Source organism: Pedobacter sp. V48 (genome assembly GCF_000523515.1).
Lineage (GTDB): Bacteria > Bacteroidota > Bacteroidia > Sphingobacteriales > Sphingobacteriaceae > Pedobacter.
In genome coordinates, this window is the sequence record NZ_AWRU01000034.1 from 417,820 (window position 1) to 434,778 (window position 16,959).

The window sequence follows — 16,959 nt, forward strand, 5'->3', positions numbered from 1 at the left end:
TCTTTTATTTCATCCTGTATACTACTACAATTCAATCTGTCTTTTGATACTTTCTTCAAGAGAGATTAATGTTTCCGTGCGTTGTATGCCGGATACAGCCTGGATTTCTTCATTTAATACATGTCTTAGGTGGCTCGTATCGCGACAAATGATCTTAGCAAACATGCTATAAGCCCCGGTGGTGTAATGAAGCTCTACAACTTCTTTAATTTTACTTAATTGTTCTACAGCATCTTTATACTGAATTCCTTTTTCAAGATAGATACCAAGGAAGGCACAAATGTCGTAACCCGCCTTTTGCGGGTCAATGATCAGGTGTGATCCTTTGATGATACCCATTTCCTGAAGTTTTTTCATGCGGACATGTATTGTTCCACCAGAAACAATCAGATCTTTAGCGATTTCTGTGTATGGCTTCGTTGCATCATGCATCAGTTGCTTCAAGATATCAATATCCAGGTTATCAATTTCTAAATTTTGGGTTTCTTTTTTAAGCATCGTTTTGATATTTGGTAACAATATTCTAAGTTAATTAGAAATTTCGTAAAAATAAAATAAAATGTTTAAAATATTTGCAACGTATATAGGTTGTTGTTACATTTGTATCAAGCAAGTAACAAAAAATAGTTCTTTAAAACTTGTTTATACTCTGTAGGGTGGTGAAATTGGCAGACGCACCTCCTTGTCTCGGTGGTGGAGAATTTGGAAAACCCGTAAGGGCTAACCACTCCTTGAAGGTTCGACTCCTTCCCCTACAGCTATTAAGTAGTTAAATCAACCTAAATCTACTACTTAAGAATTAGTACTTTATATAATGTTGGGTGGTGAAATTGGCAGACACGCCTTCTTGTCTCGGTGGTGGGGATAAATGGATAAACGCAGTTTATGGGTTGACCACAAATTAATTTTTGAACTGTAGCTAACTACCCCTTGAAGGTTCGACTCCTTCCCCAACAGCCAGTTTTTTTATGAATAATAAGTTAGTTAAAAAACGAGTGACCCCGGATAGGGCCACTCTTTTTTTGTTATTACCTTATCCGAAATCCGAAACAAAAAAGGTGTGATTCAGATTATGAATCACACCCTTTTTGTTTTTGAGACCGAAAGTTTAGAAACCGTAGCGGATACCGATCTGACCCTGGTAAGGATTTCCAGATGGATTGGCAATGCCAGAATTGTTTACGTTATAAACAAACTGATTGGTTGTGTTGTTGAAGGAATTGACTGAATATAGTGCCTGGTTACCCATCGATTCGTTGACACCCCATTTCTTATTCAAGAGATTGGCTACGTTGAAAAGGTCTCCTGAAATTTCAATGCTGTGGGTTTTGTAAACCTTAAATTTCTTGCTGATCCTAAGGTCAAAAATACCATAGAATCCATTGATGCCACCATTTCGTTCAGCGATCTGACCACTGTACTTGTTGATGTAGTCTTTAAGGCTCTGACTTGTGTTGGGATTATCCATGATGGCCTTTAAACCAGTTTGAATGTTAGCTGGTACAGCTGTGTTGTTCCTGTCGAAAATAAAAGCAAGATCATTTGTTCCCGAAACAAAGTCTCCGTTAGTATTACCACCCGACAATAGAGAATAGCGTGTGCCACCAATGCCAGAATAACGAATACCGACACTCACCCCATAGAAGGTAGGTAGCGTGCCATAGAATACAATTTTATGTCTGAAGTGGTTATCTGAATAACTCATCTTACTCAGGTCTCTTGGATCATCTTTTACTGGCAGGGCTAGTGTAGCGGTATTCGCTACGTTCCCATTATAAGAAGTATTGTCTTTGGTATCGTTCAGGGTATAGCTGAAGGAGATTGTTCCGTCTTTAAAGTATTGATAAGTAGCATCCAGCACTGCTGCGAACTGGTTTACACGTCCTTTGCTGTTCATCTCCAATACCCGGCCGATCTTCTGACTAATACGTCCCAGCTGCCAATCCGGAGCAGCATTGGCAATGCTTGCGGCCGGAACGTACACACCGCGGCCGCCTTCATTTTCCAATCTAAAGAAGGGATTTACTGCCATATTGCGATCAACATACACGTAATTGTTGCGCCCTAACGTAGCAAAACCAGTTATAGTAACTTTAAATTTCTCATTAATAAAATGAGAGTAAGAAGCATTTGCTTTGTAAACTACAGGCACGCGGGCATCACTTGCGTTGGTGTTGATCGTGAGGAGTTTGTTAACACCTGGGATGTCAAACAATTCCAGTCCGGGTGCATTCTGAGGGTTATTGCGGTAATCTATGAAATTTGGTATCGGTACATTAGGTGCTCTCACATCAACTGAGGCAATGCGCGTTCCGTCAAATACCCGGTTGTTGATCGTCATGTAATTATTGATGTCTGATCCGAAGATACCAGCACCAAGCCTGATGAAATCCCTGTGCTCCTCATTTACATCCCATGTGAACTGCAGCCTTGGCTGGATCTGGAAAGTTGACAGCGAGTTGTCTGTGCGCAAACCGAGCTCATCCAGAACCAACTGATTCAGAGGTGCGGCAGGATAGAAACTGTAATCGGCACGAATACCCGCAGTCATCTCCAGACCGGTTGCAAGCTTAGTTTGCATTTGTCCATAAAGGGCAGTATTGAAGATCCCCTGAGTTACACTTGGGTCTGCCACTAAAGGCACTTCCCTTGTATATCTGTATGGTTTAAGGTCATTGAAATTCTGTAAGGCAGTTCTGTTGTTTGCCGGATTGACAAGATCTGCAGTATTTCTAAACCAAAACCTACCGTTCAGCTCGCTTCCGTAAATAGAATGTGCACGGGTATACATCAGGTCTGCACCAAAAGTATATTTAATTTTGTCTGTGTTGTAATAAAGGTTATTTACAATCTGGAATACGTTATTAGTAAAGCCTTCCTGTGCAAAACGGTGACCTCCTATCTGAATATTTGTTGCTGCATTGGATCCATTAATACTTGAAATTACGTTTTCTACAACGGCTCTTGGAATGTTTGCGGCAGGCAACTGATCACCGGGACTGCTTAATTGGTAGGTGTACAAATGCTGTACCTTTAGCTCATTGGTTAGTTTCGAATTGATGGATGAACGTAAAGTAGCCAGTAAGCTGTTATCTACGTTTTTGTCATTTCCATAGGATTCGTACAAATTGATCGGGCTATTGTCTTCCAGACCCTGCTTGTTGCGGTCATTGGTGTAGTTGTCTCTGATTGTCAACAGGTTTTTCTCGTTGATTTGCCAATCGATTCTTGCAAAACCGGCATCTGAGCCGCGTAGCTTATCAAATTCTCCAGTCTGGCGTCCCTTTACCCCATATTTATCCTGGGCTATGTCCACAAACTCTTTTAGCGTGGCAGGAGTAATCCTCAGTCGAGTAATATCGGCGTCGGTTTCCAGATTGGCAATCATCAAAGGCCTTGCATCACGCTGATGGTCCCATGCAGCAAAGAAATGCAGTTTATCTTTAATGATCGGACCGCCTAATGAAAATCCATATTGATAGGTGGAGAAATCAGATTGGCGTTTGTTGCCATTGATGGCATAAGGACTTGCCAGCCAGTCTGCCCGGCCGTAGGTAAATGCCCCTCCACTAAAAGTATTCGTACCCGATTTGGTTACTGCGCTAATGGTACCACCGCCACTTCTGCCAAAGGTTACATCATACTGGTTTGTTACCACCTGAAATTCACGGACCGCTTCCATAGATAAAGAATAAGGTGCGCCACTTCGGCTGGTGGTGGAACCCGCTGAAGTGGGGTTCTTGGCCGTCATGCCATCAATCGTATAATTAGTAGAAGAGCCCAGTTGGCCAGATATTGTGCCGCCACGGCTTAGCGGAGACAAGTCCATAAGATTGGTGAAATTCCGGCCGTTTACGGGAAGTTTCTCAATGTCTCTGGCTGTAATGGTGGTTGCAGCACCCAGGTTTTCAGTTTTGTTTTTAAGTCCTGATCCTACAATTTCTACTACAGCAAGGTTTTCTACTGCATCCTGCATGGTAATATTGATTTTCAGGGCGTCTCCCTGGTTTAACGAGTAGCCGGTTATTTTTTGATCACCAAAACCAACGTAAGTTGCAGTAATGGTGTAGGGCTTTCCAAGGGGAAGTTCTTTAAAGGTATATACGCCATTGCTGTTCGTTGTGGTGGTGGTACTAAAACCGGTTGATTCATTACGAACCCTGACAGATACACCTGGAACAGGTTTTTTTTGAGTATCAGTAACGGTTCCTGATATTGAAGTCTGTGTTGTTTGTGCCAGGAGTTTATTTTGGGCAAAACAACAGAATAGAAGCAGGAGAGCTGTACATAGTAAATTTTTCATCATCTGAGTTAATGGGGTGATTTTTGATGACGAAATTAAGGTTGGAATATTAGCTCAGAAATAGATTTATATTAAGAAATTCTGCAAGGATTTGGATGTTAATGATGTTATGAAATAAAACCAGGGTGTATCATGATTTGATGATACACCCTGGTTCTTGTGAATTTGTCGCCCTGAATTTATTTCAGGATCTCGGAATAACTATTCAAGCCCTACTTCTTCCCTGCATTGTATTTATCACTAAACTTTTTGTCCAGTTGCTTGTGGAGGTTATCCAGATTAATGTCTCTGCCTTGAATAAAGGCCTGCTCAACCTTATTGCTTTTCATATCAAGGGCGTCACCAGCGGAGATAAAAAACGTTGCATCCTTACCAATTTCCAAACTTCCGGCCGTTTTGTCTATTCCTAATACTTTTGCAGTATTTAAGGTAATGGTCTGCAAAGCTTTTTCTTTATCCAAACCCCAGGCAGCAATAGTACCGGCCATAAAAGGAAGATTCCTTAGCTGCCAGTAACTGTGCATGCCCATCACTACATCAAGTCCTGCATTGGCCAATATCCCCGCATTCTTATAAGGCATATTTACATCACTATCATCAGAATCGGGTAAGGTATGAGGCTCATTTACTATAATTGCAATGTTGTTTTCCTTTAAGAAACTGGTAATTAAATAAGCTTCATCGCCACCTACAATAACAGGGGTAATGCGATATTTTTTGGCAAACTTAACCGCTGCAATAATGTCTTTCTCGCCAGCTGCGGTAATAAATAACCGCTGACTGCCATCAAACAAATGTTTCATCGCTGCAAGTCTTGTATTTGTTACTACAGGTTTATCTGTTTCGGCATAGGCCTTTGCCTCAGCAAAAAACTGATCAAGGGCGTTTATAAGGTTTTGCGTACGTTCTTTAAGCTCATCGGCAGAAACAACAGGTCTGTTACCAGTGTTTCTGAATTTCGGCGTTACCGGCCAGTTCAAATGCATGGCATCATCCTTTTTGATCACAGCATCTTCCCAATTCCATGCATCGAGCTGTACTACTGATGAGCTGCCAGAGATTGTACCACCCTGTGGAGTTATCTGGGCCATTAACACACCGTTACTTCTTACGGTTGCAGGCACTTTAGAATCTGTATTGTAAGCCACCAAAGCTCTGATGTGCGGATTAAAATCGCCAATCTCGTTATAATCAAGCGTAGCTTTAACCGCGCTGATTTCAATTAAACCAAGATTGGTTGTTGGGGCAATAAAGCCGGGATAAATGTGCTTTTCGTTTGCATTGATTACTGTTGAGCCAGTCATGTCAATGCGGGCAACGGTTGCATCCCCAACGCCTGTAATTTTCCCTTTATCAAAAATGAGATAGCTGTTTTCAATCACCTTTCCATTGCCTACATGAAGTTTGGCCCCCATCACAATGGTTTTTTTATCTTGCGGTTTTGCCGGCGAAATGTTTGCTTGTGCAAAGGAGCTAAGTCCAAATGCCGATATCAGTAGGGTTAAAATATACTTATTCATGGTCATGAGTCCTTTCCATTTCATTAAGTTCAAAAGAATAATCTTCCATTGTTTCGCAATCGTACAGGTGCTTTTGTTCTGTCTTAGGGCGTTGCGTTTTGCTTCCCTTGTCTTTGCTGTCCTTCATTTTTTGAATTAACCGTGCCCGTTCCGATTGTTGTTCTTTTCTGATCTGGCTATCGCGATCTATATCCCAGTAAGCAATACCATCTACAAAAGTCTTCTCGGCCTTAGCATAAATAGATAGCGGGTTATCAGACCAAACTACCACATCAGCATCTTTCCCTGGCTTAAGGCTACCCACCTTGTTATCTATGTGGAGCATTTTTGCAGGGTTTAGCGTTACAAATTTAAATGCATCCTCTTCAGGTACATTGCCGTATAGAACAGCTTTCCCTGCTTCTTGATTTAATCTGCGGGCCATTTCAGCATCATCAGAATTAAATGCAGTTGTTATGCCCACACTATGCATGATTTTTCCATTATAGGGAATTGCTTCGGCAACCTCCATTTTATAAGCCCACCAATCAGAAAATGTAGAAGCGTTGATCCCGCGGGCTTTCATTTTATCGGCTACTTTATATCCCTCAAGAATGTGCGTAAAAGTATTAATCTTAAAACCTAGGCTATCTGCAACATGCATGAGCATATTGATTTCGGACTGTACATAAGAGTGACAGGTAATGAAACGCTTATTATCCAGAATCTCTACTATGGCATCCAGCTCCAAGTCCCTGCGAACAGTATTGCCCTTTTTGGCCAGTTCTGATTTATATTCTTTTGCACGTGTAAATTCATCTACAAACGTCTGTTCAACACCCATTCTGGTAACCGGGAATCGTGCTCCGGTGCCAAAGTTGCTCTGTTTTACATTCTCTCCAAGCGCAAATTTTATAAAGCCATCAGCTCCTGCAAATTTTAACTCTTCGGGTAACTTGCCCCATCTTAATTTAATCAATTGTGACTGACCACCGATAGGGTTTGCAGAGCCATGTAGAATCTGTGAAGTAGTCACTCCTCCCGCTAACTGACGATAAATATTTACATCTTCAGAATTGATAATATCTGACACACGTACTTCCGAAGATACAGATTGTGCACCTTCATTGATACCTCCGGTACCTGCAATATGGGAGTGTTCATCTACAATACCAGGGGTTACATGTTTACCAGTTGCGTCAATTACTTTTGCGTTTCCGGCATTTAGGTTTTTGCCTACAGCTTTGATCTTGCCGTTTTCTAAAAGGACATCGGCATTTTGTAAAATACCATCTTTTTCATTTGTCCATACCGTAGCATTCTTCAATAAAACACTTTCCTGTTTTAAAGGAGTTGCATTGCCAAAAGCGGTAAATGGAAAAATTAAAGAACCTACAGCCTCTTTTGTCTTTGGTTCATTGGATTTAGCAACCGCTTTGTTTGTCGTGTCTTTTAAAGCGTCATCTTTTTTAAACAGAATAAAACGTTTGCCCTGCACCCAATTCTCTTCAATTACATTTTCTTTTTTGAAGAGGCTGTCTGATGTAATGATAAAGTTGGCCAGTTTTCCTTTTTCAAGCGTACCTACTTTATCCGCTATTCCAATCATCGCGGCGGGGATTTCGGTAAGTGATAAGAGCGCTTGTTTTGGCGTTAGCCCATTGTCAAGGGCGGTGCGTATGTTTGCCCATAAATCTTTTGGCGCTTCCAGACCCTGAGCAGTAAGTGAAAATTTAATTCCTGCTTTTTCCAACGCTGCGGGATTGGTGGGGGCCATTTCCCACGCTTTCATTTGCGCCAGCGTTATATTCCTGTTTTCAACAGTATCCTCAACATCATAGGCTTTAATGAAATTAATAGGGATAATAAGACTTGCCCCGGTTGCTTTAACAGCCTCTATTCTTTGGTATTCATCACCATTAGATTTTATGATGTACTGCTTGCCAAATTCCTGTGCAATTTTGCTGGCCCTTAGTATATTTTGCCATCCCTCTACTTCAAAAATCTGAGGAATGTTTTGTTGTTTGTTAAACTCTTCTAAGGAGATATTGTATTCTTCTTTCTGTTTGCCATACCATTGCGCATCGTAATAAGTCTGACGCAGTAAGGCTATCGCACCCATTAAAGAAGTTGGGTAATCATTTTGCGAAGATCCTTTGCTGAAAGAGTAGTTTGCTGCCGATTGTGGATTAAGTATGGTGCTGTTTTCTTTTTCATCACTTAGTGTTACTGCAAGAGATGTTCCGCGGGCAATACCATCTCTGTTAATTGCGTTTACCGTTCCAAAACCTGCTTTACGCAAATCATCAGCTTTCTTACTGTCCGCAGCAAAAAAGGTACTTGCTTTTGTTTCGGGTCTTATTGCCTCATTCCAGCCATAAGCACCTTTTTTTGTAGAAGTAAATATAGATTGACGCGGACCGGAAACACGGTTGGCTTCAGGTAATCCGTATGAGGTAAAGGCATCAATAAGAGAAGGGTATATGAATTTTCCCTTTAAATCGATCACCACATATCCTTTAGGGATTGAGGTGGCAGTTCCTACAGATTGAATGGTTTGTCCTTTAATTAGTAATGTACCATTAGGGATAATTTGATTTGCACTAACTACAATATTCGCATTGGTGAAAGCGTAAGTGCCTTGTCTGATGTCGTATGAGCCGTTAACCGGATAAGTTTGCTGGGCAAACAGGAGCGTAACAGAGAAAACCAGAGCCAGGCTAAGCAGAATTTTCTTCATAAAATTTAGTTAAGTCCCTAAATCTATTACAAAAAAGCCGGAATTAAAATCTTGTGGTCTGTGTCCAGGGCTAAAAACTATAAATTCTTGCTAGCTTTTGCATATTTGTTACAAAAGCTAGCAAGAATCCTCATTATTTTGTGATGATTTCTAGATTGCCGCCGCTCTTAAACAGGTCATGGGATACAAAGTAGCCTTTGTTCTCTACTCCGTTAACTTTTATAGCGGTAATTCCTCGTCCTTTTCCAGGTTTTTTGATGGTTAATGTTTTGTTGGTGTTTGTTTTCCAAACCACTTCATCAAAGAGAGGGGCTGTCACGAGGTATTCAGGGTCTGTTGCAGAAAATGTGTACAAACCTAATGCGCTCAACACATACCATGCAGACATTTCTCCGGCATCATCCATTCCGGAAAGTGCGAGGCCCTCAGGGCCAATTCCATACAGCTCGTTCAATATTTTGTCGATGATTTTCTGTGACTTTTCTGGCTTGCCTATAAAGTGATAAGCAAAAGGAGCTTCATGATCTGGCTGATTGCCATGACAGTACTGACCGATCATTGTTTCTACATTTCGGGCGATGTACTTAGGGTTCCATGGTACGGTAAACAATGAATCAAGTTTTGATTCAAAACCCGCTGGTCCGCCATACAATTCAATTAATCCCGGCATATCATGAGGAGCAAAGAAAGATACCTGCCAGGCATTAGCCTCTCTGTACATATACTCATAGTATGGATACTGAGGGTTAAAATTCTTAATCCAATCGCCATTTGCCAATCTACCCCTCATGAAACGTGTAGAGGGATCAAACATGTTTTTAAAGTTTTTTGATCTGGCCATTAAAATCCTGTAGTTGGTTGTGTCGCCAAGCTTCTTCGCCATTTGTGCAAGGGAATAATCATCATATGAATATTCCAGGGTTTTTGATACCCCTGCATTGGCTTTAGTTTCTACATGCGGATTAGCAATATCAGGATCCGAGATGTAACCTTTTTGAATGTATTCCTCCAGATGAGGTCGTGCACCTGGCGATACATTTGCGTTTCTTAAAAGCAGCTTATAAGTGCCTTCCACGTCGAAATTGTCAATTCCTCTCAAGTATGCTCCAACAATAGATGACGCGCCATGATCTCCATGGAAAAACGTAGGGATAAATCCAGTTTTATCGCCAACATCCTTCATTGATTTGATCACATCTAGTGCAACCTTAGGAGAAATGAGTCCTAAAAGCACATCTTTATTACGATATGTATCCCATAAGGAAGGTTCTGTGTAGTAGTTAAAGTCTGCTTTCCCTGCCTTCTTTTTTGCATCTGTATATTCTCCATTTACATCGCTTCGTAATGCAGGCCATAGCAAAGATCTGTACAAAGAAGAATAAAGCATTTGTTTTTGCTTTTCAGTACCGCCTTTTACCTGTATAGATGACAATATCGTTTCCCATGTTTGGGTTCCTTCGTTGCGGATTTGATTAAACGATTTAGTTCCAATTTCTTTTTCAAGGTTTTCTTTTGCATTTTCAGTACTTACAAAAGACAAACCTATTTTAAGTTCAATCGGTTCTTTGCCTCCATCTGCCAGGTGAACCATAGCAAAGCCTTTTCTTGAACCTTCTTCCTGTTTTTCCAGCTTTTCAATATTATTGTTCAGTTTGGCATAAAAATAAATTACCTCGCCAACGTTTTGAAATCCTTGCAGGTCGGTATTTCCTACCTGTTCAATTTTCCAGTTTCCTACTCTGTTGTTTGCTTTACCAAGGTCAAAGAGGATTTTGCGGCCGGTTTTGTTTTTATATTCATATTTATGATAGCCGGATCTTAATGTAGAGGTAAGACTTACGTTAACATCATAATCATCCAGGTATACCTGATAAAAGCCCGGTGCTGAACTCTCTTTTTTATGAGAAAAATGGGAACCGAACTTGCCATCCTGATCTGGAGTTGTTGATTTTCCGGAAACAGGAAGGATAGGGATATTGCAAAGATTCCAGTGGCCTTTATTGGTATGGGTAAAACCATAAATCATATTGTCTTCATATTCATATCCGGCACCCGATCCATATTCTGTAATGGGGCTAAGTTGTACCATGGCGTTAGGCATAGAACTGCCTGGAAAGGTAAGTCCTGCCCACGATCTCCATCCTTTAGGTAAGTTATAACCAAGGATCGCTGAATCGGTAAGTGGTGCGGTACCAATAAAAGTATTTACATACTTGGTAAAACTTTTTGTTTTCTGGCCCTTACTTACATTAAAAGATGCAAGTAGAGCGATCAGCATTAAGCTTAGGTTTTTAATTCTGAGTTTCATTTTAATTTAAACATTTGTGTTGTTTACCAAATATATAAATTTCGAAAAGATTACCCCCGGGTTTATCATTGTACATGCCGCTGCGAATTTTATATTTGTATATGGATCAGGAAATATTTGGTAAAGTAGACCATTACATCAGTCAGATGTTGGCCCCCGAAGACGAAGTTCTTCAGGAAACTATAAAATCTTTAGACACCGCAGAAATGCCTCAGATAAGCGTTACAGCAAACCAGGGCAAGTTTTTGCAGGTTATTGCGCTTATGTGTCATGCAAAAAGAGTGCTTGAACTGGGCACGCTTGCTGGCTACAGCACGATATGGCTGGCAAGATCAGTTCCCGAAGATGGTAAGATTGTTACAATCGAATTTGATCCTCGTCATGCAAATGTTGCAAAGGAGAACATTAAAAATGCAGGGCTTTTGGATAAAGTAGATATAAGAGTAGGTAAAGCCATGGACCTAATGCTGGAAATAAAAGAAGCCAAAGAAGAACCTTTTGATCTTATATTTATTGATGCAGATAAGCCTCCTTACGCTGAGTATTTTGAAATGGCGTTAAGTCTTTCTCATCCTGGGACAGTAATCATTTGCGATAATGTTATCCGGGAAGGTAAGGTACTCGATGAGAATAGTACAGATGATAGGGTTATAGGTGTGCAACGTTTCAATAAAATGTTAGCTTCCAATAAAAGTGTTACTGCCACCATACTTCAAACAGTTGGTGTTAAAGAATATGACGGAATGGCTATTGCCGTAGTAAAATAAATAATTTATGATGATTCAGAACAAAAAAATCACTACACTTTTTACTGATATAGGTGGGGTATTACTCACTAACGGCTGGGACAGGAAGGCAAGAGCCGAAGCAGCACAACTATTTAATCTGGATCTTATAGAGGTGGAAGAAAGACATCACCTCACTTTTGATACTTACGAGGTTGGAAAAATTACGCTTGATGAGTACTTGGAAAGGCTTGTGTTTTATGAAGACCGGGATTATTCCAAGGAAGACTTCAAAGAGTTTATGGTCAGTAAATCTCTTCCATATCATGATATGATTAAACTGATATGCGATCTAAAGAAGAAGTATAACTTAAAGGTGGCAGTGATCAGTAACGAAGGGAGAGAGCTTAATCAGTATCGGATCAGTACTTTCAAATTAAATGAATTTGTTGATTTTTTCATCTCTTCGAGTTTTGTCCATTTCAGAAAGCCTGATGCAGATATCTTTAAGGTCGCTATAGACATTTCTCAAAGCGATGTCGAAACAAGTATATATATAGACGACAGGATGCTTTTTGTGCAGATAGCGGAGGGGCTGGGGCTAACCGGAATCTGCCATACAGACTATGAAGACACCAAAATGAAACTGGAACAACTCGGCTTAAGTGTCGATTGATTGCATATCTAAAAAATAATTACAGCCGTTGGTCGAAATTTTTAGGGAGTTTGTCGTGAGTTACACGATGCTGGTATAATACGCCGAATTTGGCTGAAACGAAAGGGGAGTAGTGACGTCTTATTAATAAAAACAATAAGAAAAATCCTAAAACATAAAGTCATGAAAACCCTAACAAAAGCACTATTCGGAACAGCATTAGCAGCAATCTTTTTAACCTCTTTGGCAATGACAACTTTAGCTGCCAATAACATTGAGATTACTTCAGTAAAAACAACTTCAAAAGGAATCAACAGAATTTGGGTTGCGGGAAATGTGAAGATTGTATTGACCCAAAGTGATAAGGAAGGGGTTTTTGTTAATGAAAACTTCAATGCAAATAATACATCAGTTTTAAGAAGAGGAGAAACTTTGTTTATCAACTCTACAGAAAGTAATCAGGTTACCGTAAATGTTTCTGTAAAGGATCTGCAAAGAATAGAAGCGGCAGGTGGTTCAGTAGTTGTGACCAAAGGCACCTTTGATGTAAAATATCTTCAGTTGTTTTTAAGCCAAAGTGCAACAGCTAAAATTAACTCTAGGGTGGGTAGTTTATATACAGTGATCAGTGAGGATGCAGTGTTAAAGATGAGTGGTAGTTCAGATGAGCATACCTTGATCGCAAGCAATATGGAGAATGTTAAATTTGATAATTTTGCCAGTTTGAAAACAGAGAATTTAAGTGAAGGGGTGATTATGAGTGCTGATAAAACAGCGGCAATAAAGTAAAATAAAACGCTTAATCCATGAGAAAGCCCGGTATTACCGGGCTTTTTTTATGACTTTTCAGCTTAATTTAGGGCATTGGACTTTCGTCGGCCTTATTTATTTCGCTTTTGGTAGGGGCAGCATCTTGTGCATCCGCGGGCTCCGAACCTTTCAGATAATTAGGCAGGTTTAATCCGGCCATATTAAACAAGTCATTAAGCGGGGGAACAGTTTTCATCATTCCCGAAACAAAATTGGCGGTAGATGAATTGCCGTTTTCATTAGCACCATTGCCAGAATCCCACACCGTGATCTTGTCGATCTTAATGTTTTTCACTGCTTCGACCTGTGTTTTCACCAATTCCGGTAATTTCTCAATTAGCAATAACTGGAATGCTTTGGTTGGATCGCCACCCGCAGCGGCTACTACTTCTTTATAACCTTCTGCCTGTTTCGTTAGTATTTCGAATAAACCTTTTGCTTCAGCTTCCATTTTTGCAAAGATGGCATCTGCTTCACCCTTCGCATTTTCCCTAATGGTTTCGGCGTCTGCCTGTGCTTGTATAATTGCCCTTTGCTTGGCAATTTCAGCAGGAATAACAATATTGGCAATCTGTGTTGCCCTTTCTCGTTCAGAACGGGCCGCCTCGGCTTTTTGTTCAGCAAGGTATGAAGCTTCTAAAGCCTGAGCCTGTTGAACCTTTTCAGCAGAAACAGCTATTTTTAGCGATTCAGCTTCTTTCTCTCTACGAAGTGCATCGGAATTAGCAATGTCTATTTTTGCTTCATTTTCCCCCTTTACAGCGATGGCATTGGCTTCTGAAGTTTTGATACGTGTATCTCTCTCCGCTTCAGCCTTACCAATTCTCTCATCTTTAACGGCTGAGGCAATGCTGATTTCTCGATCTTTTTGAGTGATGGCAATTTTAACATCACGCTCACGCTGGGTCTCGGCAATCTGAACGTCTTTTTCCCTGTCGGCAATAGCTTTACCAGTTTCACCTATTTTGGTTTGTTCTGCCACACTAATCAAAGCCTCGTTAATAGCCTTTGCTGCGGCTTCCTTACCAAGCGCTTCTATATATCCAGACTCATCCTTGATATCTGTAACGTTAACGTTGATCAGTTTGAGTCCGATTTTTTTAAGCTCAGCATCTACATTTTTCGAGATGTTATCCAGAAACTTATCCCTGTCGGAGTTTATTTCTTCAATGGTCATGGTGGCAATAACCAAACGGAGCTGTCCAAAAAGAATATCCTTTGCCAATTCCTGTATCTCTGGTGCGGCAAGGCCAAGCAATCGTTCAGCAGCATTGTTCATGCTGTCGCTTTCTGTTGAAATGGCAATTGTAAAGCGACAAGGAACATCAACTCTGATGTTCTGACGGCTTAGCGCATTTACTAAGTTCGCCTCAATTGAAATCGGCTTAAGGTCAAGGTATGCGAAATCCTGAATAACCGGCCAGATAAAGGCGCCTCCGCCATGAATACACTTTGCAGAAGTACCCCCGGTTTTTCCGTAAATAACCAATATTTTGTCGGAAGGACACCTTTTGTAGCGGGCAATTAATGCCGATAGCATTACAAAAATAACGATAACGGCAACAACGATGATGGTAAGTGGTGATTGTAAGATGTTTTCCATTCTAAATTCTTTCTACTAGGACTATGTTTTGGGTTTCTATACTAATGATGGTTACAGTTGATGCACTTTCTATTGATTCCCCATTGGTAATGGCATCAATTTCCCGAAAGGATCCGTTAATGCTGATCTGGATTTTACCGGTTCCTGTTTTATTTGCGGGAATGCGCAGATATACAGTAGCATTTTTGTTTAAGGTTGATTCTATCTTAAAAGTATTGTTCTCGGCCAGCTTTTGAATTTGCTTCATTATTAGGAAAAACAAAAAGATAAAACCAGCTCCCACTAAAACGGATATGGTGATAAGTAAAGGTTTATTCGTAATAATGGAGTAAAATGAGATACCGGCCCAACTCAACCCCAAAAGAAAGTTAATTAAATTTCTGAATGAGAATAACTGAAAGGGGGCATCAGCATGGTCAAGATTTCCATCAAAATCAGCGTCCATTCCGTCTGCAGAATCAACACCAATAAATGTTAAAATAGTTTGAATTATAAATATCAAACTTACGGGTATAGCTATATACCAATATGCCCTTAGTAAGGGTTCGAGAGCGTTAAAGTAATCCATTGTTGTAAAAATATAATTTTTCTAAAACTTAACCAAACCAAAAATGGCATTAAAAAACCCAAATTTTGGTTTGGAAATCCAGTCAGTAAACTTTATGAAAATTAACAATGGAGATTTATTAATTAATACATTTGCGTTTAGTAACAACCTTTAACCGAATAAAAAACAATAATCATGAGTAATTCTGATAACTCTTCTGAACTTAACGAGGTAGTATCTCACAATGTATATTTTGAAGGCAAAGTACAAAGCCTTGGCCTGGAAACGCTAAAAGGCAAAGCTACAGTTGGCGTAATGAAAAAGGGAACGTATACATTTTCTGCATCATCACCAGAAGAAATGGTAGTAGTGTCTGGTATTATGCATGTAAAACTTCCGGATGAAAGCTATAAGGAGTATAAAAGCCAGGAAAATTTCCATGTAGCTGCGGGTACTTCTTTTGACATTATATGTAACGACGATGTAGCTTATATCTGCTATTACGGGTAATCCGATTCACGTCTTTTATCTAAAATCATATTGTTCTTGCGTATTTATGCAAATTTGCATTTATTTGCATAATAATATGTATTATGGACCTTATTGAAAAAACGATAAAGGCAAGGCGAGCCACCAAAGCAGTATTCTTAGTATGCGGACTCGGCGTGTCGAGTTGGGCACCAATGGTTCCTTATGCTAAAGAAAGGCTTCAGTTAAACGATGCAAATTTAGGCTTGCTTCTTTTGCTTTTAGGTACCGGCGCAATCAGCATGATGCCCGTAAGTGGTATTTTGTCAAATCGCTATGGGAGCCGGATAGTTATGCTTTGCTCAGCTTTAGTTATGGCGCTCACGCTTCCATTGCTTTTAATTATGGATAATGTGATCTGGATGGGAGTGGTACTGTTCATATTCGGTTCAGCGGTTGGTACTGTTGATGTGGCCATGAACTCTCACGGAGTACATGTGCAAAACAGATTTGGTAAACCAATTATGTCGTCCCTTCACGGGCTTTTCAGTGTTGGCGGGCTTTTGGGCTCCCTGGGTTTGGGGTTCCTGATGAAACTTGGCCTGGAACCAATAACTGCCGCCGTAAGTATTGCTGTTTTGCTGATCATTATTGTTTCATGGAAATACAGCTCATTATTTGACCAGCAGACCGAAAGAGATGCCATTAAAGATTTCTCTTCACATGATCAGAATAGCAATTCCAGCTCGTTCTCGTGGCTAACCGGAGGTGTTCTTTTTCTAGGAGCAATGTGTTTCGCTGTTTTTCTGGCCGAAGGATCGATGTTAGACTGGAGTGCAGTCTTTTTAACAGAAAACAGAAAAATAGACGAAGAACTGGCTGGTGTTGGTTATGCAGCATTTTCAATTGCAATGGCCATTATGCGATTACTTGGAGATAAGCTGGTTTCCCATCTTGATGGGCCAAAAGTTGTTATTGGTGGAAGCCTTATTGGTGCCGCAGGTATCTTTTTAGTAATACTTACGCCTTGGTTGGTTACTGCATTGCTAGGTTTCATCTTATTGGGCTTAGGCGCAGCCAATATTGTTCCTGTGTTCATTAGCGAAGGTGGACGGTTAAAAAATGTTTCGGCCTCAGTATCCATTCCCGCAATTACCACCATCGGCTATGCCGGACAACTGGCCGGACCAGCAATGCTTGGATTCATTGCTCATCATTATTCATTGCCCATTGCTTTAGGCTTCAGCGGCTTTTTGCTTATTCTGGTAGCTGTTTTCTATAAAATGAAACCTAAACACTAG

General features: G+C 40.4%; 12 protein-coding genes and 2 tRNA genes. 7 read left to right on the forward strand and 7 right to left on the reverse strand.

The genetic code is table 11. From position 1 onward, the window contains the following. Positions 1–24 precede the first annotated feature (24 nt). Positions 25–498 carry an Lrp/AsnC ligand binding domain-containing protein gene (locus N824_RS27300; protein WP_048908245.1) on the reverse strand — a complete coding sequence of 158 codons (474 nt, stop codon included), beginning with the start codon at positions 496–498 and terminating at the stop codon, positions 25–27. A gap of 152 nt (positions 499–650) precedes the next feature. Between N824_RS27300 and N824_RS31100 the strand changes: the two genes are divergently transcribed. Together N824_RS31100 and N824_RS31105 are read left to right on the forward strand one after the other, a co-directional pair. Beyond that, positions 651–758: transfer RNA gene (locus N824_RS31100), tRNA-Asp, on the forward strand. Between the two features lie 57 nt (positions 759–815). Then, positions 816–960, forward strand: a tRNA-Asp gene (locus N824_RS31105). Positions 961–1,108: 148 nt separating this feature from the next. Here N824_RS31105 and N824_RS27305 read toward each other — a convergent pair. From N824_RS27305 to N824_RS27320, 4 genes are all read right to left on the reverse strand, one after another. Beyond that, positions 1,109–4,306 carry a TonB-dependent receptor gene (locus tag N824_RS27305; RefSeq protein ID WP_048908246.1) on the reverse strand — a complete coding sequence of 1,066 codons (3,198 nt, stop codon included), beginning with the start codon at positions 4,304–4,306 and terminating at the stop codon, positions 1,109–1,111. Positions 4,307–4,515: 209 nt separating this feature from the next. After that, positions 4,516–5,847, reverse strand: coding sequence for an amidohydrolase family protein (locus N824_RS27310; protein ID WP_235207327.1), 1,332 nt, complete (start codon positions 5,845–5,847; stop codon positions 4,516–4,518). Next, the gene (locus N824_RS27315) at positions 5,816–8,542 is read right to left on the reverse strand and encodes an amidohydrolase family protein (protein WP_048908248.1); all 2,727 of its coding nucleotides are present in this window, start codon (positions 8,540–8,542) and stop codon (positions 5,816–5,818) included. Before N824_RS27315 ends, N824_RS27310 begins: the two co-directional genes overlap by 32 nt. Positions 8,543–8,675: 133 nt before the next feature. Then, positions 8,676–10,850: a GH92 family glycosyl hydrolase gene (locus tag N824_RS27320; protein WP_048908249.1), complete on the reverse strand. Its 2,175-nt coding sequence runs from the start codon at positions 10,848–10,850 to the stop codon at positions 8,676–8,678. 101 nt (positions 10,851–10,951) lie between these two features. On the opposite strand from N824_RS27320, the gene N824_RS27325 reads away from it, so the two are divergent. The 3 genes from N824_RS27325 to N824_RS27335 all read left to right on the forward strand — a co-directional run bounded on the left by N824_RS27325 (position 10,952) and on the right by N824_RS27335 (position 13,019). After that, a complete protein-coding gene (locus tag N824_RS27325; RefSeq protein WP_048908250.1) occupies positions 10,952–11,617 on the forward strand; it encodes an O-methyltransferase in 666 nt (221 codons plus the stop codon). Positions 11,618–11,624: 7 nt separating this feature from the next. Then, positions 11,625–12,251 (forward strand): HAD hydrolase-like protein, encoded by a 627-nt coding sequence (locus tag N824_RS27330; protein ID WP_084498472.1) that lies wholly within the window; start codon positions 11,625–11,627, stop codon positions 12,249–12,251. Between the two features lie 162 nt (positions 12,252–12,413). After that, positions 12,414–13,019, forward strand: a complete 606-nt coding sequence (locus N824_RS27335; RefSeq protein WP_048908251.1) for a GIN domain-containing protein — start codon at positions 12,414–12,416, stop codon at positions 13,017–13,019. Between the two features lie 67 nt (positions 13,020–13,086). On the opposite strand, the gene N824_RS27340 is transcribed toward N824_RS27335, so the two are convergent. Then, positions 13,087–14,643 (reverse strand): flotillin family protein, encoded by a 1,557-nt coding sequence (locus tag N824_RS27340; protein ID WP_048908252.1) that lies wholly within the window; start codon positions 14,641–14,643, stop codon positions 13,087–13,089. Between the two features lies 1 nt (position 14,644). Continuing rightward, complete coding sequence (locus N824_RS27345; protein ID WP_048908253.1) at positions 14,645–15,211, reverse strand: hypothetical protein; 567 nt, start codon at positions 15,209–15,211, stop codon at positions 14,645–14,647. A gap of 174 nt (positions 15,212–15,385) precedes the next feature. On the opposite strand from N824_RS27345, the gene N824_RS27350 reads away from it, so the two are divergent. Both N824_RS27350 and N824_RS27355 read left to right on the forward strand, forming a co-directional pair. Then, complete coding sequence (locus N824_RS27350) at positions 15,386–15,700, forward strand: pyrimidine/purine nucleoside phosphorylase (RefSeq protein WP_048908254.1); 315 nt, start codon at positions 15,386–15,388, stop codon at positions 15,698–15,700. Positions 15,701–15,783: 83 nt separating this feature from the next. Next, the gene (locus N824_RS27355; RefSeq protein ID WP_048908255.1) at positions 15,784–16,959 is read left to right on the forward strand and encodes an MFS transporter; all 1,176 of its coding nucleotides are present in this window, start codon (positions 15,784–15,786) and stop codon (positions 16,957–16,959) included.

Excerpts from the sequence above, each read along its gene's own strand:
- N824_RS27305 (WP_048908246.1), bottom strand. The coding sequence starts at position 4,306 with ATGATGAAAAATTTACTATGTACAGCTCTCCTGCTTCTATTCTGTTGT.
- N824_RS27325 (WP_048908250.1), top strand. The coding sequence starts at position 10,952 with ATGGATCAGGAAATATTTGGTAAAGTAGACCATTACATCAGTCAGATG.
- N824_RS27340 (WP_048908252.1), bottom strand. The coding sequence starts at position 14,643 with ATGGAAAACATCTTACAATCACCACTTACCATCATCGTTGTTGCCGTT.
- N824_RS27320 (WP_048908249.1), bottom strand. The coding sequence starts at position 10,850 with ATGAAACTCAGAATTAAAAACCTAAGCTTAATGCTGATCGCTCTACTT.
- N824_RS27310 (WP_235207327.1), bottom strand. The coding sequence starts at position 5,847 with ATGAAATGGAAAGGACTCATGACCATGAATAAGTATATTTTAACCCTA.
- N824_RS27315 (WP_048908248.1), bottom strand. The coding sequence starts at position 8,542 with ATGAAGAAAATTCTGCTTAGCCTGGCTCTGGTTTTCTCTGTTACGCTC.
- N824_RS27355 (WP_048908255.1), top strand. The coding sequence starts at position 15,784 with ATGGACCTTATTGAAAAAACGATAAAGGCAAGGCGAGCCACCAAAGCA.
- N824_RS27350 (WP_048908254.1), top strand. The coding sequence starts at position 15,386 with ATGAGTAATTCTGATAACTCTTCTGAACTTAACGAGGTAGTATCTCAC.
- N824_RS27330 (WP_084498472.1), top strand. The coding sequence starts at position 11,625 with ATGATGATTCAGAACAAAAAAATCACTACACTTTTTACTGATATAGGT.
- N824_RS27345 (WP_048908253.1), bottom strand. The coding sequence starts at position 15,211 with ATGGATTACTTTAACGCTCTCGAACCCTTACTAAGGGCATATTGGTAT.
- N824_RS27300 (WP_048908245.1), bottom strand. The coding sequence starts at position 498 with ATGCTTAAAAAAGAAACCCAAAATTTAGAAATTGATAACCTGGATATT.
- N824_RS27335 (WP_048908251.1), top strand. The coding sequence starts at position 12,414 with ATGAAAACCCTAACAAAAGCACTATTCGGAACAGCATTAGCAGCAATC.